The sequence below is a fragment of the Halohasta litorea genome (assembly GCF_024494645.1).
Lineage (GTDB): Archaea > Halobacteriota > Halobacteria > Halobacteriales > Haloferacaceae > Halohasta > Halohasta litorea.
The window spans coordinates 389,743-412,341 of record NZ_JANHDJ010000001.1 but is presented as its reverse complement, the minus strand read 5'-3'; the positions used below and the strand labels follow the sequence as shown (position 1 = coordinate 412,341).

The following is a 22,599-nucleotide window of genomic DNA, read 5'->3' as shown; positions in this document are numbered from 1 at the left end:
CGCATCACGCCGCAGGCGGTCGACACGGGCCACACACGGTAAGGAAGTCAGGGAGACGGGCTACAGATAGGCAGCGTCCCACCGGGTGGGTTTGCGAGCGTTGCCGCAGTCGTTGCATTCGAGCCGCCCCATCGGGTCCATGCCGACTTCCGTGCTGTTGCAAGAGCCACAGACGTAGCCGTACCGTTCGGTGCGGTCGGTGTCGGTGTAGGCGGGGTAGAAGGGACCGTTCGAGCCTCGTTCGCGCTCGTCGGTGGCGAGGTACAGCTGGGCAGCGTCGCTCTCGACAGTGGCAAGGGTCGACGCCTCGCGGTCGTCCCGTTTCCGGTACCGCCGTTCGGTGAACGTTCGGCCGCCGATCTCGATAGGTCGCTCCCCGACCTCGCTAAAGGAGTGTGATTCATAAAAGTCGCCACCGGCAGTATTGGCAGCCAGTACGCGGCCCTCGACGGCGTCGACGTCCTGCTCCTGGAGCCGCGTCTCTAACTGCCCGAGGAGTTCGCTACCGATTCCTTTGCCTCGTCGGTTGGGATCGACGTGGAGCCAGTCGATCCGGCCGACCCGGTCGGGGCCGTCGATCACTGCTCCCTGAACAACGCCGACGAGATCACCGCCCTCGACGGCGACCAGAAACACCGACTCGTCGTCGGCCAGTCGCTCGGCAAGGGTGTCTGTCCCGTACCACGCCTCGACTGCGCGGTCGCGGCTCTCGGCGTCGACGACGTGACTGTAGGAGGCTGCCAGCGACGCCTCGGCCACCTCACGGATCGCCTCAGCGTCGATTTCCGTTGCTGGCCTGATTTGCATGATCACACATACCACGGACAATTATTAAAACCCAACGAACAAACAGGATGGGCGATAGTATAGTTATAAATGCATAGAATTCTGGCCAATCGTTTGTTTGTATCGGCTATTTGCACACCACGACGGATGAATGTCTACTAAGGAGCGTTCGGATCGTCGGTGGTGTCGGTTGGGCTGTTGGCGGAGCCAGTCGGCTCGTCCGTCGCCTGGCTCGATTCGTCGGATGGTGCGGCCGGTTCCGTCGAGGGATCGGTCGATGGCGTAGTCGCCTTGCTGTCGCCGGGTTCGGCATCGTCGAACCGGTCGGAGACGACCGTCACCGCGACCAGGAGGACACCGAGAACGAAGCCGATGGTTCCTGCGCCGAAAACTGCCAGCCCGATCGGCGTCGGAGGTACCTCGATAAGGAACAGCAAGCGTGGGGGATCGATCTCGCCGACGACGGTCGCGGTCATGTAGCCAGCGACGCCGGTGAAGGCGACGATGATGAGGTAGATCCCGACGACGACTCGCTGGCCGCGTAGTCCGGAAGACACAGTCGTAGTTGCTCCGGCATGGGATTAGTGGTTTCGCTGTCGACCGACGCCGTTTTGCGCCGTGACTCCGAACGTCGTGTATGGATGACAGCGACCTGCTCGGCGTAGTCCTCGCGGGAATCGCCCTGCTGATGTTCGTCACCGGCATCGTGCTGGTAATGTAGCTATTTTTATATTACCCGTGAGTCGGCCCTCCAGGTACCGCTGTAAGTAGTTACACCGTCGGTCGAATCGAGCGGTACACTGCGGTCGAATACGCCGCAAACAGGCCGCCGACGCCTGCGCTCAGGAGGACGACGACGAGCGTCAGACCGACAACGCCAGCGGTTCCGATAGTCGGCACGGATTCGGCGACTCCGGACATCGGTGTCGTGGCACCCGGCGACGCGGTGAACGAGGGGTTGCTGAGTATCGATATCGCGCCAGTGAGCAGTCCAACACCTGCCCCAACGATTCCAGTGATGAGGTTGTAGCCGAAGACGGTCGAGAGGTTCCGTCGCACGGCGCGAACGCTTCGTTTGACGCCGTCGACCGCACCGACCCCGTCGAGGACGATGGCATGGGCGTAAAACTGGAGGAAGAACACGACTCCGAAATAGACGAGCAGCCCGAACAGACCGACGACCGCGACCACTACGAGTACCGCGGGACTGAACCCGACGCCACCGCCACCGCTGCCGAAGCCGATGGCGAAGGCCCCACTGACTGCGATGGTGACGATGGTGAACAACCAGAGCACGATATAAAACGCAAGCAGTCCAAGGGAAACCGCGAGGATCGAGAGATAGTTGTCCTTCCCCGCATCGAGCAGTGTTCCAACTTCGGTTCGGCCGTCGATTGCTTCGTTGGCCATCGCGATCAGTCCGCCGAAGAAAAACGGCATCAGGAGAACTAACACCCCCGAGACTCCGAGCGAAACGACGCTCCCGAGCAGTGGATCGATCGACTGTGCGACCAGTCCAGGAACCTGAAACAACCCGAAAGCTGCAACGACGACGAACAGGATCGGATTGCGTTTGACGGCGCTCCCGGCCGTGCCAAGGGCACTAATGACAACCATGTAACTAACTGACTCAGATCTGGGAAAGAAGTATCGACTTCGGACGCCGCTGGTGGTCAATGATGATCAAACACGGCGGCCGCAAAAACTTCGAGAGGAGTCGACGGATCGTTAGGCGTCGGTCTCGTCGGCAGCGTCGCCGTCAACCGATTCGGGCTGTCCGCCATCGGTTGCAACGTCCGGGTCGGCCTCTTCGCCGCCGTCAGTCGCAAGCGAGGTTTCGAGCTTGTTCTCGAACCACTGCCATTCGACGGTGTTGACGCCATCGTCGGCAAGGTTCCACGGGTCTCCGCTCTCGACGCGTTTGCCCTCGAACCACGACGAGACCATGTTCCAGAACCAGATGAGCTGGCCCACGAAGATGATCAGGGCCCCGAGAGTGGCGACCTGGTGGAGCGTCGCGAACTCCGGCAGGTAGGTCGCATATCGCCGCGGCATCCCGCCGTAACCCAGCAGGATCATCGCGAAGAACGTCACGTTCGTCCCGACCATCGTCAGCCAGAAGTGGGCTTTCCCGAGACTGGACTGGTACATCCGTTTGGTGACAAGCGGGAACCAGTAGTAGATGCCCGCGAAGCCAGCGAAGGCGATCGCGCCCATGACGATGTAGTGGAAGTGACCGACGACGTAGTAGGTATCGTGGAGCACGAGGTCGACCGGGATCGACGCGAGGAAGACCCCAGTGACGCCGCCGATGATGAAGTTGGAAACGAAGCCGATACAGAACAACATCGGCGTCGTGAGGCGAATCCGGCCGTTCCACAGCGTCGTAATCCAGTTGAACGTCTTCACCGCAGAGGGGATCGCGATCGCCATCGAGACGGCCATAAAGGAGGTCCGGAGCCGTGGGTCCATCCCCGTCGAGAACATGTGGTGGGCCCAGACGCCGAACGACAGCACGCCGATCGCGAGCGTGGAGTAGACGACGAACTTGAAGCCGAACAGCTGTCTGCCCGCGAACCGCGGGAGGACGTAGCTGACGATTCCCATCATCGGCAACACGAGGATGTAGACCTCGGGATGGCCGAAGAACCAAAAGAGGTGCTGCCACAGCAGGGTGCCGCCGTCCGAGAGGAAAAAGGTCGTTCCGAAGTTCCGGTCGGCCAGCAACATCACCAGCGCGCTGCCGAGCAGCGGGAACGCAAACAGGATGAGCCCCGACTGGGTAAGGACCGTCCAGGAGAAGATATCGAGGTTGGCCCACGTGACCTTCTCGCCGCGGTGGGTGAAGATGGTCGCGATGAAGTTGATCGCCCCGATGGTGGCGGCGACACCCGAGAGGTGGAGCCCCAACAGCATCAGGTCGACGCCCGCGCCGCCGACCATATCGGAGCTGGCACCAGCCTCACCGAGCGACAGCGGCGTGTACATCGTCCAGGCGGTCTGGGCCGGACCAAACAGCCCGAGCGGTTGGGCGAAAAAGCCCGCCCAGATCAGGAGCGCTGCGGGCGGCAACAGCCAAAAGGCGATGGCGTTGATCCGGGGAAAGGCCATGTCGTCGGCCCCGATAATCAGCGGAATCAGGTAGTTGGAGAAGGCGGCGATGATCGGCGTCCCGAAGAGGAACAGCATCGTGATCCCGTGGCTGGTAAGCAAGCCGTTGTAGGTCGCCGTTCCGAGCAGCGATTCGGTCGTCACGAGATCGATCCGCATCGCGGTCACCATCAGCCCACCGACGACGAAGGCGGTGATGCCGTAGAGCCCGTAGAGAATGCCGATATCCTTGTGGTCGACCGTCGTTAGCCAGCGAATGATTCCCGCGGGTTTCTCCTCGTCGACATAGCCCGACTCGTCGATGAAGGAGCCACCGCCGCCGACCGGCGTGTAGGAGCGCCAGTTCTCGACGCGTGTGAGCCACGTGGCGACGGCGACGAGAAACACCCCCATCAGCACCGTCAGACTGATCTGCGCGCTAATATCCATACCGTGAGTCAGGAAGTGGAGGGTAAAGAAAGATTCGGGTGGCGACGACCGCCGAGCCTGCCGCGGGTTGTCGGCAGTGGGCTATCTTCCTGCGAGGAGAGAATCCCGGCGTTTACGCCGGGCGTGAATCCGACAAATCCTCGACAATCCACCGCCGATGGCAAGCCGGATATTCAACGTCAAACCACACCATTAAGTAGGATTATCTACATAAACTATGTATGGCGATTCGGGTCACTCGAACCTATGTTGCTTCCATTCGGAACCAGCAACAGGTCAAGAGTGACTTGGACTCGCTCGGGTTCGCCGCCTCGAAACTCTGGAACATCGCACGCTGGACGTGCGACCGCATCTGGAGTGAAACTGGGACAATCCCCGAGGATGGCCCGCTCAAGGCATACCTGAAGACCCACGAACGCTACGCCGACCTCAATTCTCAGTCGAGTCAGCGAGTCATTGAAGAACTCGCTGAAGCGTTCAAAGGGTGGTATGCCAAGCGCCGAAACGGGGACGACCGCGCAAACCCACCGAAGTATCGCAAAAACGGCGACGATCACCCACGTTCCACAGTCACATTCAAAGAAGATGGATTCAAACACGACAGCAAGAACAATCGGATTCGACTCTCAAAAGGCCGAAATCTGAAGGAACACTGGTCAGACTTTATTCTCTGCGAGATCGAAACCCGACCAGATGTTACTGTCGAGAATGTTCGTCAGGTGAAAGCAGTCTGGAATGGAGTTGAATGGGAACTCCACATCGTCTGCAAACACGAGATCGAAGCTGAGTCACCCGGTGATGGAACCGCTGGGATTGATCTTGGTATATCGAACTTCGCCGCCGTCTCGTATTCAACGGGCGACCACGAGTTATATCCAGGGAACGCCCTCAAGACTGATGAACGGTACTTCGCCAAGGAGATAGCGAAGTGTAACTCGTCTCGGTCAAATAAAGCCTTGAGACTCTACAAGAAGCGGTCTAAACGTCGGTCGCACTACTTACACGCCGTCACGGAATACATCGTTGCAGCATGTGTTGAACGGGATGTCGGGACAATTGCTGTCGGCAACCTCGAAGGCATTCGTGAAGACGACGAGACTGGTGAAGCTCGAAATTGGGGCGACCGTGGCAACGAAGGCTTGCACGGATGGGCGTTCGACCGCTTCACGAATTTGCTCACGTACAAGGCGAAAGCCGAAGGTATCGCTGTGGTCGTAGTGAGTGAGCGAGACACGTCGAAGACGTGTTCGTGTTGTGGACAGAAACGAGACGCCAACCGTGTTGAGCGTGGCTTGTACGTTTGTCGAGGGTGTAATGCTGTGATGAACGCCGACTCGAATGGTGCGGAGAACATTCGGCGTCGGTTAGACCAAGTAGAAAAGGTAACTCTGAGTCCTCAGTCTTCTGGGGATAGGAGTAGCGGGCGTGTGGCACGTCCAGTAGTCAACCGGTTCCGTCGTGGGAAACACGACCCGAGCTGTGAACAGGGGACGTTCGCTGAACAAGCGAGCAGCTGCAAACCATAAACATCCCAACTGCGGTCGGGAAGCCTCGCCGTTTACGGCGAGGAGGATGTCACTCGGTGTTGGTCGAGTCGTCGGCGTCGGCTCTGTCGCTCCCGTCGACCGCCATGCCGTCGGCCTCGCGGGTCGTCTCGGCACCGTCGGTTTCGGCGTCGGCTTCCAGCTCGTGGAGCGGGGTTGCGCCATCGAGTCCGGCCTGTCCCTGCGCGTAGACGGTGGCCCGTTTCTCATCCCCGGCGATCGCTTTCGCCGAGAGGTAGGTCAACACCAACAGCGCGACGAACATGATGCCCATGATCGCAAACATCTGTCCCGACGGCATGAGGTCGAACCCCCACGGTGCGAAAACAGCGAACGTCCCGATGAAAAAGAGGATGATCCCCAACGGAATGAAGTTGACCATCAGGTCGAGGATCGTCTCTCTGTCGAAGGTCTCGGATTCCATACCCGAACGGTTGGGAGGGCCGCCCAAATAGGTTTCCGGTTTCAGCTATCGAACTGCCGTTTCGGAACGAAGAGTTTCCCTGCGACCACCGCGGCAACGAGGATGCCACCGCTTGCTATCATCGCGTACGCGCGAAGCGTCAGGTCGATCCCGCCCGGATTGGCGACATATACCCAACCGCCAGCCGCGAACAGTAGCAGGGCCATCGCGCCCAGCGAGTTCCACGGCGCTGCGACGTAGCCGGACTCCTGGAGCATCCCGGCGATACAGCCACAGAACAACAGCAGGCCACCGACGGCCACCGGAAAGATGTCGAAGACGAGGCCGATCTCGGAGATCGGCACACCGAGTGCGATAAACAGCGGCCACGGACTCGCCTTGCGATACTGCTCGCTGAGTCCCGGGGTCTCTTCCATGCCCTGAGGGACGGTACCCAGCCTAAGAAACGCTTCGGAACGCCGACCGCCACCGGCTTACGGGAGACTGATGCCGTGTCGGCTCAGAAACGACGAGACGGCCTTGATTTCGACCGGGCTGCCGACGATGCGACACTGAGCGGGATCGTCCTGGAGGATCGTCACCGTGTACTCAGCTTCGACCTGGTCGCGAAGCCCATCGAGGGAGCGGGCGGGGAGTTCGATCTGTGTGCTATCGCGGAGACGCGAGGGGTTCGGCATATCGCTCATCTAAACGTTAGTAACATGGTGTAAAACCGTGTCGAATCGTGGTTTTGGCGGGCAATACAGTGGGTATGGCGGCATCTCGACACGCCCGAGGCGGGGGCGAACCCACCGAATGAACAGGTTTTTCGACGGCGACAGCCCAGTGGCCGATAATGGGATTGGAGGAGGAAATCGAATCGATCCGCGAGGAGATCGCCGAGACGCCGTACAACAAGTCGACCGAGGCCCACATCGGCCGACTGAAGGCGAAACTCGCGGAGAAAAAAGAGAAACTCGAAAACCAGTCCTCCGCGGGCGGCGGCCAGGGGTACGCCGTCGAGAAACACGGCGACGCCACGGTCGCCCTCGTCGGCTTCCCGAGTGTCGGCAAATCGACGCTGATCAACGCGCTGACCAACGCCGACAGCGAGACCGGCTCCTACGAGTTTACGACGCTCGACGTGAATCCAGGAATGCTCCAGTACCGCGGGGCGAACATCCAGATCCTGGACGTGCCGGGACTGATCGAGGGCGCAGCCGACGGCCGCGGCGGGGGCCAGGAGGTGCTGTCGGTCGTCCGCACCGCCGACCTCGCGGTATTCATGCTGTCGGTCTTCGAGATCGACCAGTACGAACGACTCCGCCAGGAGCTGTACAACAACAAGATCCGCCTCGATACGGAGCCGCCGAGCATCCACATCCGGAAGCGACACAAAAACGGGATACAGGTCAACAAAAGCGACAGCGTCAGCCTCAACGAGCAGACGATCAAGGACGTGCTCCGGGAGAACGGCTACGTCAACGCCGAGGTCACCGTGCGGGGCGATCCCTCCATCGACGAACTCATCGACGGGATGATGGACAACCGGATCTACATCCCCTCGATGGTGGCGGTCAACAAGACCGATCTGATCGACGAAAGCTACATTCCGACCGTCAAGGAGAACCTTCGGGCCCACGATATCGACCCCGAGGAGTGTACGTTCATTAGTGCCGAGAAGGAGAAAGGGCTTGAGGCCCTCAAAGAGCGGATTTACGAAAAACTCGGGCTGGTCCGTATTTATATGGACAAACCCGGCCGGGGCGTCGACTACGACGAGCCACTGATGCTCCGGGAGGGCGCGACTATCGAGGACGCCCTCCACAAACTCGGCGGCGAGTTCGAAGAGCGGTTCCGGTTCGCCCGGGTCAGCGGGCCGAGTGCGAAACACGACGACCAGCAGGTCGGCACGGGCCACGAGTTGGCCGACGAGGACGTACTGCGGATCATCACGAGTCGGTAGATGGATCGAGTCTCCTCACGGGCGGCACTGGCGGCGGTCTGTGGGCTCGTGGTTGTTCCATGGGTCGCCCTCCCAAACGGCGCGGGTGAGCTGACGTTCGTGATGTCGTGGGGACTGGTCAACACGAACCCGTGGCACGTCTTCGGTCTCCCCGAGTATCTCGGTGCGACACGCGGCTTCGGGACGCTGCCGTGGTCGCTGCAGGTGTGGCCGATCAGCCTCGGTTTTTATATTGGGGCCGTAGCGAGTGCAGCCAGCGGCGTCATCCTCGACCGCGAGGACCCCCGGCTGACCGCCGGACTGCTCGTGTTGTCAGCGGTTGGGTCGACGATGGTCTGGTGGAGGTTGGCTGGCCGTAGCGTCTCCGGACCGATTCCGGTCGGTGTGATTGCGACCGGCGTCGTTATCTGGTGGTTCTACTGGCCCGCCCTGCGACGACTTGGGAGTGGTAGTCGACGGATTGAGTGACATGGCTCTCTGGGGGAAACGGTATCGGAATCTTATCAAACAGTTGTAAATAGTGTAGTAATATTTAGCGCAAACTGAATAGCTGCACACATAATTTATCTCCTCGTCTTAGTAGTGGTTTGATGTTTCGATAGCTTTCTAAAACGAAACCATCATGAGATCTGATTCTTATCGTGTTGACAATGACTTCTGATGCCGACTCGGGGACTGACACCGATGCAACATCTTCGTTTCTTGCAGATCATACTGACGGAGAACGGGCACTTGCAGCTGTCCTTGCAGTCGACTCAGAGACAACAACGTGGACCTTCGACGATATTGCAATCGATTCTGGAACGTTTGGCGAGCTTGTCTCGCGAGGAATCGTCGAGAAGGTCGATGGGGAGTATCAAATAGCAGACCCCAAAAACGTTCAGGCGGTCTTGGATGGAGATCTGGTAGACGAAGAGACTAGCGCAGATGAGCCGGCACAGAATCTGTCTCTACCATCGGTCGACCGCCAAGCAATGGCCGGGCTATTCATTGGGTTGCTAGCAGTCGCTGGGGCACGGATGACCGCGTTTGGGTCGATCTTTCAACGTGGCTATGCCATCTCGCCGGGCAATGACCCCTACTATTTCCGGTACTGGATGGGTGAGTTGTTGGCAGACTCTTCGGGAGTGACCGATTACAACGTCTTGGTCGACGCACCAGTTGGTGTCTCTGGAGTACGACCGTTTGCCCATGCGACAAACTGGTTTGTTGCAACAGTGCTTGGTGGAGGTCAGGTGGCCGCAGAGACCGTTGCCATCTGGCTCCCTGTTTTAGGGTCCGTTGCACTTGGGGTTGTGATTTACAAACTAGCCGTAATTCTCACCCAAGACGTCCGTGTCGGAATCACGTCGGTGCTCGTATTTGCTGTGACACCGATTCATGCAGTATATACGGGGCTGGGCTTTCTCGATCACAATGTCCACCAGTACTTTTGGCTCGGCATAACGCTGCTTACGCTTGGGTGGCTTGCGGTCGACCTCCAGCAGCGACTCGAAGAGAGTAGTGATACGCGAGGGGCTGTTATGTCGCATCTCCGGTCAATTCTTACGTGGGGCGTTGCAGTCGCCTTTGGTCTCTCAGTTGCGTTTGGTACTCATGCGTGGGGTGGTTCACCACTTCTTTTGATGCCGCTTGCGGGATACATTGGACTGCGTGTGGCACTGGATACCCGAGCAGACGTTTCGCCAGTGTTGGCAAATCTTCCAGCGTTAGTTGGTGTGGGTATCGGGAGTGTCCTTACACTTGTACTGCATCTTCGCTGGGGCTGGCACTCAGGGTTCGTTTCGACAACTCCGCTGTTGGTGTTCGGTGGTGCCGTTGTCGTGGCTGCACTCGCAGAATTGTGGCGTCGACATGAACTAGATTATCGTGGTCTGCTTGTCGGTGAGGGTGTCGTTGCAGCGGGTGGTCTCTTCGTGTTCCGATGGCTCCGTCCTGAAGACTGGGCGGCGGCTCAACGGCGGGTTGATGATCTGTTTTTCCGTGAGGATATAACAGAGACTGCGTCGTTGTTCTCAACGGAGTATGCTGTATTGCTCGGGCCAATATACCAGCTTGGCATGGAATTCTACATTGCATTGGCTGTCTTGGGATGGGTTGGGCTGGTTGTCTATCGACAGTACGAACCCGGCTGGTTGTTGCTTGGGACCTACAGTGGATTCTTGCTTGTTCTCGCAGGAATCCAAGTTCGATTCGCCGGGCAACTTGCGATTCCCTTCTCGATCCTCGGTGGACTCGGAGTGGTGTATGTCCTGTCGGTTGTTGATCTAGCACGGCCTCCAGCACCATTCGAAGCACAGACAGCCTCGAAGGTTTCTGATAGTGGACCATCCATGCCATCCATTTCGCTGCCCGACCGTCACAAACTGGTCTATCTGGTAGGCATTGGCGTGTTGATTTTCGGGATGAGTCTCATTTTTGTTCCGGGATTAACAGCACAGGCGACCTATAGCGGTCCACAAGCGAGTGCCTTAGAGGCGATTGACGACCATGCCACGGAGTTCGATCGCGAATATCCGGCTAACTTCGTGCTGAGCGAGTGGGGAGACAATAGGATGTACAATCACTTCGTAAATGGAGAGTCACGAAGCTATAGCTACGCCCAAAATAATTTCCAGGACTTTCTGTTGGATGCGGATCCTGACGGCTGGTACAGTCAGTTCGACGGCCGCGTTGGCTATGTGGTTCTGACGGAGGTTGATGCAGATATCCCAGCCGAGAGTACACAGAATCAGTTGCTCACAAACCTCGGTACTGGTGGAAACGGTACAGAGGCACTGTCACACTATCAGCTGTTATCTGTCGACGACGATCGGTCTGCGGCTGCATTTGTCGTCGTTCCGGGAGCAACGATTACTGTACCCGAAGAGCCAGGTGAGACGGTTAACGTGAGTACAGAGGTGTCTGTTGATACCGCATTATTCACTTACGAACGTGAGGTGACTGTTGGAGACTCTGGGCAAGTCGAGGTGACTGTTCCCTATGCTGGTGAGTACAGCGTTGGGTCAGCGAGTGTTGAGGTGACTGAGACGGATGTGCTCGATGGAACGGTAGTTGCGGCCGGTAGTGGATAGAGGTAAAATAGTATGTGTCTCTTGGATTCGTGGACTGTCGGTGAAGATCAGTCTAACCGATTTTGAAACTGCCCGCACAGATTCGAAAATTGTAACTTCAGAACAATTGGGTTCTTACCAAGCAACCACAACGGATCATTACAACAACTTGGTAAGAACGTAGGGTTGCATCGATCAGAGCAGGTCCTTCGTGGCCAGTTCGATCCGGGACATGGCGTGCGCGTTGGCCTCCGAAAATCGGGCTTTGGATGCATTGTGGCCATCGAGTTGTCAGACCGCCACTGAGAGTGTCGTCGACTACTGATCGTTCGACCATGACGGAAATTTCGATGATATCCGTCATGACCTCTACGAAACATTTAGTGTCGTGGCAGGGGTAACTATTACCACGATGAGTGATCCAAATATTTCCTCTGATCAGCATATCTGTAGCACAGATATCTCGGTTGAGTCTGTCTTCGATGTAGATGGTTCGATCCCAGACGAAACACCACAGACGGTCCAGCAGTATCTCTCCCAAGAGACACGACACAATATCCTCCAACTAATCCTCGGTCACCCACACCACCTTGTTTCGGTTACTGAGTTCGACTACTACATCCCCAAGAGTCGCTCAACCATCAGCGAACAGTTAGCCGACCTCGCCGACCACGAAATACTCACACAGTATACCCATCAGCCGAATGCTGAGGTAAGAGATCTTCCCACCGATTTCTGGGGGTTCACGGAGTTTGGTCTGCGACTCATCGCAGAGTACAACTACCTTCGAGGGCTCCCCATCATGCGTGCGGCCCACGACGCCACAGACAAGACTGAGAAAGTACAGCGACATGAAGCTGCCCCGCGACCGACTCTCCCAGCGTTGATTCAATCTGTGTTAACATTCGACGAGACAGATCAGGCAGATCCAAGAGTTACTGCTGATTCATGTACTGAATTCCATACACAGACGCTCTATGCAGACGCAGCTCCCGCTGATCCAAGCGTTCTGAATGCGGATGCAGACGGTGATCGAACGCTTGAGGAACTGTTTTAAGTGACATCCTCACCCGCCGTGAACGGCGAGGCTTCCTACAAAGGAAGCCTCGCGTTGAGGGAGGTTTCAGGACTGAAACGCCACAAGCGTCGTCTGTCCGGGTTTCGGACTCGGCGTGTGGTGTCCTGTGGCGGTGTCACAACCGCTCCTATCCTGTGGCGAGTCATCGCCTGCCGGTTTCCACGGCAGGCTCTCTCCCCACGGGTCAAGGCGACCAGCGATATTGGCCGCGGCGTTGACATCTGCTTGGTACTCTGTGACCCAACACTCACTGTTCGTACACCGGAACTCTGCTTGTGAATCCCGCCGACCGATATGGTTGCAGGCGTGGCACGTTTTCGAGGTGTAGGCTGGATTCACGAACCGAACTGGAATACCTGTGTCGGCAGCTTTGTCCTCGATTCGGTCAGTGAGACGGGCGAACGCCCACCCATGCAGTCGACGGTTCATGTATTTCCCGCAGTCCAGATTCTCACGGATGTACGACAGGTCTTCGAGGACGATCACTGGATCATCGAACTGTTGGGTGTAGTCGATTGCTTGCCGAGACGCTTTTTCGACAATATCGGTGAGCGCGTTCTGGTAGTAGTCGAAACGTTCATCACGTCGCCACTCCGCACAGTCGCGTTCTTGCAGGCGTTTGAGCGTGGTGTGCATCTCTTTTCGGAGATGCCGGGCGCGGCTACCGTCGAACAGAAACGGCTCTTTCGGTGTTCCATTCTCTGTCAGGGCACAGCCCGTCAGGAGTTTGGATTCGCCGATATCGAAACCAACTGGTGTTGGGTCGTCCGGTATCTGGACAGGTTCAATCTCGTATTCAACGGTGACGTGCAATACCCAGTTCGTTCGGTTGCGTTGCAGTCGGAACTCACCCGGCGACAACTCGCCGTCAAACAGATCAGCCCATAACTCACGTTGATCTGGATTGATCCGCAGTGGAATCCAGAAGGCGTTGCCACGCCCGGCCTGCGGGACACGCCAGCAGAACTCGTGTCGACGGTCCTCGGAGTGGTCAATACGAAACCCACGGTTCGTGAACCGAACCGGGTGGTCGTCGTCAAGTTCCGACGCGTTGTATGTGTCGCGGAGTTTCGGGACGTAGCTCTTGAGGGCGTCTTTGGCGTAGGAGGTGAGCGTGTATGGTGTCACAACTTCGTTGACTGCCGACTGCGTATCCGCACCACTCTCGAAGGCGTCTTCGAGGGCCTGGCGGTAGGTCGCCACCGTTCGCTGAAGCCGCCGCTCTTTGTGTGCCGTTGGTGGCGCGAGGGTGGCTTCAAGCGTCTTTGTAGCCGTTGGTTCGGGAGTCATCTGACAGTACGCTGTAGGCGGCTAATGTTGTCGGTAGTGCGTTTGATGGCCTTCTGGACGAGGTTAGAATGCAATTCGTCTGTTGTTCAGGGGAAGATATCTCACCTACTTCTTATGGCAGCCCGTCGTGGAACTCGTAGTCGCTGTCGTAGGCCGATACATACTCATCGTGGCCGGTCCGATCCGGCACATAGCAGGGCGGAACATTGGGGTGGCCGAAGACAGGCCCTTCAATGTCGTACTCGCAGGCTGGCGTCCGACACAGTAACAATGGGAGCCGCGAACGAAGGTCGCGGGGGAACTCTCCCTGTCGGTGGGGGGGTCGTGCCAGCCGGTGGGCGACGGGCGGTCAACGGTGGCAGTTGGTCTTTGTCGAGGTCATCGAGCGTTAGGAGCCGAACGTCGTAGGCTTGGGCCAGCTCCCAAGCGTGGTCGGTGAGATGGGTGGTGTGACACAACACGGGCATCGCGCGAGCGATGAAGGCCAACAGACACAGCCGAATGATCGTCTGTTCGCCGACTAGCTTGGTCGCCCAATCTTTGCATTCGACGACGAGGAAATCGCTGGGGTCGTCTTGGGGCTCTTCTCGGCGGGCGGCGACATCTGCGGTGAGTGCCAACAGTTGGGTCCGTGTGGTGGTTCGGTAGCCCCACTCTTCGAGAGCTGTTGCGACGCGGTCTTCGAGCCACTTGCCGTGGCCCGGCCCGCGTCCTGGTGTGGTTTCTCGGGGTGGATCAGTCGACTGTTCGGTGTTAGTGTTTGTTTGCTGTGGGTCAGCCTTGGGGTGGGTCTCGGTGGTGTCCTCGGGGGTCGTGTTCTCGTCGGTGTTGGTGTCTGCCGAGCTATTGGGATTGTCAGTCATCGGTCTCGAACACCCCCAGCGTAGGCTCTGTCGACGGTGTGGACTCGGTGTCTTGGATTTGGTTCGTATTGGGTGTCTGTGAGGCGTCGTCTGGGAGTTCGGAAGCTGCTATTTCGGTGGCCGTGGTCTGGAGTGTGTTGGCAACCTGGATTGCCTGTTGTGGGGTCAGTTCGATCGTGGTCGACTCTCTATTGGTGATGAGTCCGAGAGTGAGTGTTGGGTCGGTGGTTGCGGCCCGTGTGATTTCGAGGCTGCCGGTGGTGTGGTCGGCTTCACGCTGGCGGACGATGGTTGTGTTGAGTTTGAGCGCTGGGCCTTCGGTTGTGTGGTCGGTGGTGTCCTTGTCGGTGTGTTTGTGGGAGGCTGCGTTAGGTGTTTGATTGGGACTGCAGTCGTGAGCTGCGATCCGTTTTGGGAGGCCAACCACGCCGCAGTTCGGACAGGATTGGAGTTGCGGGCCACTCCATTGGTTGCTGTGCTGTTCGACAGATTCATCTGGCGTAGATTCGGAATCATTCATGCTTCGTTTGGTCGCGAAGCACGGAGGTCGGTGGTGCAACACCGGCCTCACTTTCTGAGGCGGTACCCCGTGCTTCTCGATTAAATGTCGATTCCGAATCTACTTAAAACTTTGCACTATAGCAAACTATTGGCTATGGTGCGAAGTTAAATTGCGGTGATGCTAACGTAGAAGTATATGGCTTCTGAATCTACAAACATGGGCAAATACCGCGCTATTATGACAACGACTGATCGGGAGAGGATCTCTGGTGAGTCTGATGTGTCTGATGAAAAACGGTATCAAGCGATTCATCGTGTTCGTAGTAGAATTGAAGAATTAGAAACAGATGTTGATGTTCTTTCAGAACATCATCCAGAACTCCTCGAAGAGCTTCGAGAGGTCGTTTGTAAAGGTGAATTATAGATCATCGACGCACTGAAATGGTGAACAACCGCTCATAAAGTGTGGCGTCGACCATTAGTTCCATATGAATATAGAGAGCATTCAGACCCTTCTTTCCAAGGATTGCCTCAGTCCAATTGAGGTGTTATTTCAGGTGATTTGTTGACTCCCCAGAGCAACGCTGCAACCGTATCCCAACTAAAGAGTACCAATAGCGACGTCTGAAAATAATTAGAATGTGTTGGTCGACGGCCAAGGATTCGCAGTTTGGCTATAGAGCTTCGATATTCACACACCCCTCGTTTCGTCTGTTCTCAGAGTAAATTGGGGGCTCCAGTTCACACGGAGAAATAGCACCTTCCTAGTCAACCTCACACCCCTCATTTCGTCTGTTCTGGCGTTATATTGGTAGTAGCAGAGTCACTGCTCTTCAGCTTCAATGGCATTTCGAGTATCGATAATGATCTCAGGATCAAGCGTTAGCTCGTACTGGTAGTGTGCCCCACCTGCTCGGCCTTCATTCTGTTCGGTTCGTTCGAGAAATCCGAGCATTGTGAGGTCCGAGAGGTGATTTTGGATACTTTTGAGTGTGGTAAGTGGATCGTGGTTCCACTCATTAGTGATGTCCACGTATACATTTTGGATCTCTTTCGATCGTACGGGAACTTGGCCACGGATCTCTAGGTGAGCCAGTGCCTCCAAAATTAGTTGGGCGTGCATTGTTTGGTCACGAAGCTTATCTTGGACGCGACCTCGTTGGACTCTCTCTGCGGCGATCTCGATATGAGAATCTGTGATTGCCTCATCACCTTGTTCTTCAGCCACATCGCCGCCTTCGCGGAGGAGATCAATCGCTTGTCGGGCACTTCCTGTATCTTTTGCAGCTCTTGCTGCGGCCAGTCTGATCGCAGAGTCATCGCAGGCGTCATCGACCAATGCTTTCTCCGCACGTTCGGCGAGAATTGATTGTAACTCTTCGGCATCATATGGCGAAAATGCCAGTTCTTTTTCCATCAGCGTATCTTTCACTTTCGGGCTCAGTGAGGATCGGAACGTGTAGTTGTTGCTAATCCCGATCACACCAACACTTGCAGTCTCTAGGTGGCCATTTGCTCGCGCCCGCGGGAGTTCGTATAGTAAAGAGTCTGGATCCGAAAGGTGGTCAATCTCATCAAGGATGAACAGAAACGTCCCACCAACTGCTTCCATTTCTTCATACAGTGTTTCGAGGGCGTGCGATGTTGAGAGACCTGTTTCAGGGAACTGCTCTTGATGATCTTCACGGATACTGTTGATCAGCGAGCGTACTGTGCGATATACACTATCATCGTTGCAGTTTCGAGAGTGAACGTGCAACTCGTCGGCAGCCTCTCGACGTTGGACTTCTGCTTGCAGTGCCTCGATGATGTATTCGGTGACGGCAGTCTTCCCGACGCCGGTTTTGCCATATAGAAAGACGTTCGATGGATTTCGACCGAAGAGCACATCTTTGAGTGCTGTTCGGTAGGCATCGATCTCATCATCTCGTTCGACAATCACGTCTGGACGATACTCCTCGGAGAGAATTGACTTGTCTTCAAACAGTGTCTCAGTCATATCCGCAAAGAGGTCGTCACTCATTTCAGTAGCTAAAGTATCAATACCACCTTGTAAAAGTATTGTGTTTCGTGTGTTTCGTATGTTTTGTCTGTATCTGGTTTTTCGTGTATCGTGTCGTAGTACACGGTTTGGGAATTTAGAACAGACGAAATGAGGGGTGTGTCTGTTTGATTCATTTGTCGGATACATCTCGGTAGCGAGAACAGACGAAATGAGGGGTGTGTCGGTTTTCACTCGTTACGTGGTGTGGGTAATTTTATCAGGGATCAGGCTTTCTTTGCCTCGTCGGCGCATAGGCAACCACCTCTTAGATCTCGCAATGCATAGGATCCTCAATCGGCAGTCTCGAAATGAGAGTCGTGCTGGTGGCCAATGCTACGAGTACGAATCCAATGTCTGATTGAGACAGGGACTCTTATTGAGACGATAGGCCTCCGACTCAATGTCGACCGATTGAGTTCTTACCAAGCTGTTGTAACTGTGTATTCCAATGACTTGGTAAGAACGGGTGTGTGAGCTTGTTACACCAAATGCAGAAGAATATTCAACTCTAATGGGATCTGAGAGACCGGTTGAGTCGTGTTAGTAAGCGATCGATCCCATCGTCCGGCTCATTGAGACAGATTGTGCCGACGTAATGTCGATCCACACTGTGGAATACTTATGTCCGTAGAAATCTGTAATAGAGTCCTCGAACAAGTCGTTCTGGAAGCAGACGCAGTGGAATCCTAACACTGAGATTTATAATTGCTGTCCACCACCCATAGAATCCAGATTGGACGATAGCACGCTGTAGTTTAATTTCATGTCGAGCGATCTTATATCCCCGGCGACGACTTATCAATTCCGAAGCCCGAGCTTTCACCAGTACTTCCGGTATATTATCTAAAATTTTATTGTTGGATAACAGCCGACACCAAAGTTCATAATCCTCTCCATATTCCATTTCTCGATAATTTCCCACATCGATTATAGCGTCTCGCCGGAACATAACGGTCGGATGGTTGATTGGGCAACGATGATAGGCCATTTTTTCGACGTCATCTGGATTTGTTGGCACCTCTCGAATACCCTTGATTTCGTCAGGCACCGTCTCAAATTCTCCAATATATCCGCCGACAGCGTCAGTAGACGGATTTTCACACAGATATTCAAATTGTACCTCTATCCTGTTTGGACATACTATATCATCTGAATCAACAATAGCAACAAACTCTGAGGAGGCTTTTGTAGTACCAACTTTCCGAGCATATCCTCTTCCACGCTCGTTAACTGAGATATCGCGTACAGTGAAAGCTGTAGTCGACTTAAATTCAATAATAGCTTTTTTTAGCTCAGCTCTCAGATTGTGCCCGCGTACTACTATAATTTCATCAGGCTGTTGTGTTTGTTGTATAAGACTCTCAAAACATTCCTTTAAATAGGATACCTCATCACCATCATATGTCGTCATGACTACTGAGACGCTTTTATTCATTGGGATGCATAATTACTCAGAGGTACTTTCGCATATCATACGAATAGTTTTTGAAAGCCGGTATTTCCATTTTTATGCTTTTGGTACATTCTATAATTTATTCTAGAAGATCCTCATAGAGAGCGATTAGCTTCTCGGCTTCCTGCTCCCAGCTATACTGCTCCTCAACTATCCGTTGTATTGTTTCTTGGTCATGCTCCCTATCTAAGGCTCGTCGCACAGCCTCGGCGGCGGCCTCTGTGTCTCCCTGTGGTACGACGTACTTGTACTCTGCAGGTAGGAACTGGCTTGCTGCATCAACTGGTGTGGTCACGACTGGGAGCCCAGCATAGAGGTACTCAAAGAATTTTGTAGGGATTCCCCCCTCATAATGTTCGACGTCTAGTAGGGCAAGCCCTACGTCTGCAGATGCTAACCAGCGGAACATCTCCTCATATGTTAAGTATCCTGGAAAGGTGACCCGTTCTTCGAGAGAATGAGTTTTGATGAACTCGATTGCGGCATCACGATCGGCGTCTGGCTTCCAAGATCCGAGTGCCCACAATTCCGCGTCGACACCATCTGCAACAAGATATCGAAGGAGATCGAGCATCTGATGTATACCACGAACATCAACAAGTCCCCCAACAAAACACAGAGTACATTCAGCAGTCGTCTCGATGGTCCCGTCGACTGAGGGCATCGACGTTGTTTGTGGGAAATTGTGTATCGTTTCGACGGTGTCAGTAACATCATGAAACGGTTTGCCGATCCAATCAGAAACAGCGACGACAGCGTCGAATCGTCGTGCAGATATTGATTCAGCAATCGGGATTCCTTTTGAAAGAGCGTATTCTGCCCAACTTGGAACCCAATCACGCATCGGCACGATGTGTCCGTAATCCTCATGTGCATCGTACACTACTGCGCCATCCGTCGCATAGGACAGATACACACCAACCGGAATTAGTTCTGGATCGTGGAAATGGTAGATCCCGGCATCAGCGTTCTGCGCGATCCGAGCGACATCACGAATACTCGTCCATCGGTCGGTCCGAGACTTTGCAGTTCCGAGCGACTGGAATTCTACGCCATCTTGTGGCTCATCTGATGTATCATGAGCAACAATCTCGATGTCGAACCCAGCCTCAACGAGACTTTTGGCCTCTTTGTCAAAAATCCGTGTGTCAGTGCTATTATGCGCTGTGGTCAAATGTAGTGCATCCATATCTGTACACAAGTATCAGTATCTTTTCCGGTCAACCCCCGTATTAACCTGTCGTAATTGTCTCCAGCAATTCATCAGATTCTTAGCGACCCACGGTGAGCAAAAAGTATGACTCGCCAACCGAATATATTTATTCTCTCTGTAGACTCTCTTCCGTACGCCTCGTTCCAAGAGGCTAGTGAACGAATTGCTTCGCTCGTCGACGGCGTGAACTTCACTCAAGCAGTGGCTCCGGCTTCGTTTACTGGTTCTTCAATGCCTGCCATAACAACGGGGTCACTGACGGATGAGGTTCCTGCGTGGGGACTTCCAGAATCAGGTGAACCCACTCCAATCGCTGAAGTGCTGGCCGAACATGGATATGCGTGCGGTCTTTGGACCGATAACTATCTCTTCGGTGAAATGTACAACTACGATCGGGGATTTACTGCGGGGAATCTCGGACGGCCGGGGGTGAAGAAGCGTCTTGCGAACGTCGTCCGTGAAACACCATTGAGTCGGTTCTTTTGGCTTTTCGAAACGGCGTACTTCGGGCTCATCGAACCGCTATTGTCGGCCTCAAGCGGTGAAGAGTCATTCTACCGCCCCGCACAAGCGCTAAACGAACAAGCACTCAACTGGCTAGAGAGTCGAGAGAAAGACGCGCCCGTGTTCTGTTGGCTACACTATATGGACACGCACCACCCATACCAGCCGCCTTCGTCGTACCTTGATAAGCAATCGTTCTCAAAGGAGCGGAGTCGAAGTGAGCTCGGAAAGTTCACCCGAGAGGCCATCAAGTCAAACGGGGAGGAACTTTCGGCTGCCGAACAGGCAGATCTCAAGACCGCTTTCGAGGCTTCGTGTGCCTATACTGCTGACCAATTGCCACAGTTTATTGAGCAATTACAGGAGAGCGGTCACTACGACCCGGATATTGATATTCTTGTTGTGACAGCAGACCACGGAGAAGTACTCGACCGGTCGAAGTACGGGATGCTCGGACACGTACCGCCAGCGTTCTGGGAAGAAATCATCCGAGTTCCGCTGATCATCGGCCACCCGGACTGGGAAACTGATACCGTCGCCGAGCAGGTAAGTCTCCTTGACCTCAAAACGACCATCTTGGCTGCGGCGGGTGTGACTGACGACTCAGTCTCCCCGAGTGATCTATTTCGGACAGTCACACCAGTTGTCTCTGAATGGGACGAAAGAGATGACTCGGTTACGACATACAGGGGCCTCAGGAGAGCTGACGGCCGGAAACTGTTTGGTGCCAAACGGGACGGTGTCGACACGCTGGTCGCCACCGAGGTTGGATCTACTGGAAGTGATACGGTTATGTTTGAGGGAACTCCTGACGTATCACATGAGGAACTTCCGGAGTGGGCTCAAGAACTTCGAGACGAACTGTCATCATTTGGTGATGCAGTCGAACCGAATTCAACACCAGAAGACGTGACAGTTGAGGTCGACAAACAGCACCTAAAGAACCTAGGGTATATTGAATAAACGGTCTTCCAGAGTCTATTTGGTCCGAAATTACAACCTATGAGAATATTATAAATGTGCTTGTGAGAGGGGTAAATAAAGCCACCAATCATCTCTAGTGGTTCCTGAGCTCGTGTTCGTCCGTCTGTCAAAGCGAATCTTGAACTCTTCGAGAAATTCAGAAGAGCAATTCATCAACAACGCTACTGTCTCCACGAGAATCAGGACAGCTCTACAAAGAGTTCTTGCAGTCATCCACCACAGCATGCACCCTTGCTCGTCGATGTTGTAAGGGTTGTATGACTCCATTGATTTCAGAGTAATTTTATAAGAAGTAGATTAACAAACCACTATGAACCGTCGTGTCTTCTTAAGTTCGCTTACAGCAGGAGCGGTATCTGGGTTAGCTGGTTGTTCTGCACTCTCTTCATTTGGGTCTGAAAATAATCAGAATCTGTTAATGGATGAACACATTATTTCTGAAAGTTATGATTATACTGAACTCGAAACCGAAGATCTCCCACAGAAGGGGGGTAACAATTATGGAGTTAGTGAGCTTGAGAACCTACCGACCGTTATAACACGGGATAATGATGGAGAAAGTGCCCTCCATCCAGTAGCAACAGCACGCCACTTGCTTAGTTTATTAGAAATGTACCGTGCTGACAACGATAACCGATATAGAAACAAGGCACGTGAAGTAGCAGAAGCATTTGTTGAAAGATCTATCAAACATGATGGCGGGATATATTTTCCATATGAATTTACATTCCCGAACGGAGTGTATACTTTTGGAAAGCCTTGGTATTCCGGAATGGCACAGGGAATTGCTTTGTCAGCATATACACGAGGCTATGTAGAATCAGAGGACGAGTGGTATCAAAACCGAGCAGATGAAATTTTTGAAACATTGGTAACTTTTCCATCGGATAGAGATACAAAACCGTGGGTTGTTGCAATCGATGAAAAGGGATATTACTGGATTGAAGAATATCCTAAGCCAACTCTAATACATACATTAAATGGGTTCAATTTTGCAATCTGGGGAATATACGAATACTGGTTATTAAATCAGTCTGAGTTGCCGAAAAGAGCTCTTGATGCAAGTATAACAACAATAAAAAATCATCTACAAGACTACCGGAGACCGAACAAGACAAGCCGATACTGGTTAGGTGCCACACACTCAAATACAGTCAAATATCATAATATACACATCCAGCAGTTGAGAACATTATATGATCTGACTAACGACCATTATTTCCAGATGATGGCTCAGGTATTTGAGGATGATATACAGTCATAACCAGTCTCTTGACTAATCAAAAATCCCTTCGCTCTGGCGTAGATTGTTACTGAGATAGAGTTCAGTTTGGAGAATTAGGTTCTATACAATCACTAGATGGTACCGGGATCGGT

General features: G+C 54.2%; 21 protein-coding genes. 8 read left to right on the top strand and 13 right to left on the bottom strand.

Features of this window, described 5'->3' with window-relative positions; genetic code table 11:
- Positions 1-60: 60 nt before the first annotated feature.
- From NO877_RS02155 to NO877_RS02140, 4 genes are all read right to left on the bottom strand, one after another.
- Positions 61-807 (bottom strand): GNAT family N-acetyltransferase, encoded by a 747-nt coding sequence (locus NO877_RS02155; RefSeq protein ID WP_256394645.1) that lies wholly within the window; start codon positions 805-807, stop codon positions 61-63.
- Between the two features lie 137 nt (positions 808-944).
- Complete coding sequence (locus NO877_RS02150; protein WP_256394644.1) at positions 945-1,343, bottom strand: DUF7520 family protein; 399 nt, start codon at positions 1,341-1,343, stop codon at positions 945-947.
- A gap of 214 nt (positions 1,344-1,557) precedes the next feature.
- On the bottom strand, positions 1,558-2,403 hold the full coding sequence (locus tag NO877_RS02145) for a DUF7847 domain-containing protein (protein WP_256394643.1): 846 nt from the start codon (positions 2,401-2,403) through the stop codon (positions 1,558-1,560).
- A gap of 111 nt (positions 2,404-2,514) precedes the next feature.
- Positions 2,515-4,290: a cbb3-type cytochrome c oxidase subunit I gene (locus NO877_RS02140; RefSeq protein WP_256395170.1), complete on the bottom strand. Its 1,776-nt coding sequence runs from the start codon at positions 4,288-4,290 to the stop codon at positions 2,515-2,517.
- A 257-nt stretch (positions 4,291-4,547) separates the two neighbouring features.
- Here NO877_RS02140 and NO877_RS02135 point away from each other — a divergent pair, with 257 nt between their 5' ends.
- Complete coding sequence (locus NO877_RS02135; RefSeq protein ID WP_256394642.1) at positions 4,548-5,852, top strand: RNA-guided endonuclease InsQ/TnpB family protein; 1,305 nt, start codon at positions 4,548-4,550, stop codon at positions 5,850-5,852.
- A gap of 49 nt (positions 5,853-5,901) precedes the next feature.
- Here the strand turns inward: NO877_RS02135 and NO877_RS02130 are convergent, their stop codons facing one another.
- Genes NO877_RS02130 through NO877_RS02120 form a run of 3 tightly spaced genes read right to left on the bottom strand, consistent with a single transcriptional unit; the run spans position 5,902 to position 6,971 of the window.
- Positions 5,902-6,294: a DUF6684 family protein gene (locus tag NO877_RS02130; RefSeq protein WP_256394641.1), complete on the bottom strand. Its 393-nt coding sequence runs from the start codon at positions 6,292-6,294 to the stop codon at positions 5,902-5,904.
- 41 nt (positions 6,295-6,335) lie between these two features.
- Entirely contained in the window at positions 6,336-6,710 is a 375-nt protein-coding gene (locus tag NO877_RS02125; protein ID WP_256394640.1) for a DUF7541 family protein, read from the bottom strand.
- Positions 6,711-6,767: 57 nt separating this feature from the next.
- Complete coding sequence (locus NO877_RS02120) at positions 6,768-6,971, bottom strand: VNG_1110C family protein (RefSeq protein WP_256395169.1); 204 nt, start codon at positions 6,969-6,971, stop codon at positions 6,768-6,770.
- Between the two features lie 158 nt (positions 6,972-7,129).
- Between NO877_RS02120 and NO877_RS02115 the strand changes: the two genes are divergently transcribed.
- From NO877_RS02115 to NO877_RS02100, 4 genes are all read left to right on the top strand, one after another.
- Positions 7,130-8,239: an OBG GTPase family GTP-binding protein gene (locus NO877_RS02115; protein WP_256394639.1), complete on the top strand. Its 1,110-nt coding sequence runs from the start codon at positions 7,130-7,132 to the stop codon at positions 8,237-8,239.
- Positions 8,240-8,707, top strand: coding sequence for a TIGR04206 family protein (locus NO877_RS02110; protein ID WP_256394638.1), 468 nt, complete (start codon positions 8,240-8,242; stop codon positions 8,705-8,707).
- Positions 8,708-8,889: 182 nt separating this feature from the next.
- The gene (locus tag NO877_RS02105; RefSeq protein WP_256394637.1) at positions 8,890-11,313 is read left to right on the top strand and encodes a hypothetical protein; all 2,424 of its coding nucleotides are present in this window, start codon (positions 8,890-8,892) and stop codon (positions 11,311-11,313) included.
- 391 nt (positions 11,314-11,704) lie between these two features.
- Positions 11,705-12,349 (top strand): helix-turn-helix domain-containing protein, encoded by a 645-nt coding sequence (locus NO877_RS02100; protein WP_256394636.1) that lies wholly within the window; start codon positions 11,705-11,707, stop codon positions 12,347-12,349.
- Positions 12,350-12,415: 66 nt separating this feature from the next.
- Here NO877_RS02100 and NO877_RS02095 read toward each other — a convergent pair whose 3' ends face one another.
- From NO877_RS02095 to NO877_RS02085, 3 genes are all read right to left on the bottom strand, one after another.
- The gene (locus NO877_RS02095) at positions 12,416-13,660 is read right to left on the bottom strand and encodes a transposase (protein WP_256394635.1); all 1,245 of its coding nucleotides are present in this window, start codon (positions 13,658-13,660) and stop codon (positions 12,416-12,418) included.
- 230 nt (positions 13,661-13,890) lie between these two features.
- On the bottom strand, positions 13,891-14,523 hold the full coding sequence (locus NO877_RS02090; protein WP_256394634.1) for a restriction endonuclease: 633 nt from the start codon (positions 14,521-14,523) through the stop codon (positions 13,891-13,893).
- On the bottom strand, positions 14,516-15,043 hold the full coding sequence (locus NO877_RS02085; protein ID WP_256394633.1) for a hypothetical protein: 528 nt from the start codon (positions 15,041-15,043) through the stop codon (positions 14,516-14,518). The genes NO877_RS02090 and NO877_RS02085 overlap by 8 nt, the downstream gene beginning before the upstream one ends.
- Before the next feature lie 177 nt (positions 15,044-15,220).
- Between NO877_RS02085 and NO877_RS02080 the strand changes: the two genes are divergently transcribed.
- Positions 15,221-15,448, top strand: coding sequence for a hypothetical protein (locus NO877_RS02080; RefSeq protein ID WP_321169421.1), 228 nt, complete (start codon positions 15,221-15,223; stop codon positions 15,446-15,448).
- Between the two features lie 399 nt (positions 15,449-15,847).
- Here the strand turns inward: NO877_RS02080 and NO877_RS02075 are convergent, their stop codons facing one another.
- The 3 genes from NO877_RS02075 to NO877_RS02065 all read right to left on the bottom strand — a co-directional run bounded on the left by NO877_RS02075 (position 15,848) and on the right by NO877_RS02065 (position 19,710).
- Positions 15,848-17,047, bottom strand: coding sequence for an orc1/cdc6 family replication initiation protein (locus tag NO877_RS02075; protein ID WP_256394632.1), 1,200 nt, complete (start codon positions 17,045-17,047; stop codon positions 15,848-15,850).
- A gap of 640 nt (positions 17,048-17,687) precedes the next feature.
- The gene (locus tag NO877_RS02070; protein WP_256394631.1) at positions 17,688-18,503 is read right to left on the bottom strand and encodes a glycosyltransferase; all 816 of its coding nucleotides are present in this window, start codon (positions 18,501-18,503) and stop codon (positions 17,688-17,690) included.
- 97 nt (positions 18,504-18,600) lie between these two features.
- Positions 18,601-19,710, bottom strand: coding sequence for a glycosyltransferase family 4 protein (locus NO877_RS02065; RefSeq protein ID WP_256394630.1), 1,110 nt, complete (start codon positions 19,708-19,710; stop codon positions 18,601-18,603).
- A 108-nt stretch (positions 19,711-19,818) separates the two neighbouring features.
- Here NO877_RS02065 and NO877_RS02060 point away from each other — a divergent pair, with 108 nt between their 5' ends.
- Both NO877_RS02060 and NO877_RS02055 read left to right on the top strand, forming a co-directional pair.
- Positions 19,819-21,201: a sulfatase-like hydrolase/transferase gene (locus NO877_RS02060; protein ID WP_256394629.1), complete on the top strand. Its 1,383-nt coding sequence runs from the start codon at positions 19,819-19,821 to the stop codon at positions 21,199-21,201.
- 331 nt (positions 21,202-21,532) lie between these two features.
- Positions 21,533-22,486, top strand: a complete 954-nt coding sequence (locus NO877_RS02055; protein WP_256394628.1) for a D-glucuronyl C5-epimerase family protein — start codon at positions 21,533-21,535, stop codon at positions 22,484-22,486.
- The last annotated feature ends 113 nt before the right edge of the window (positions 22,487-22,599 follow it).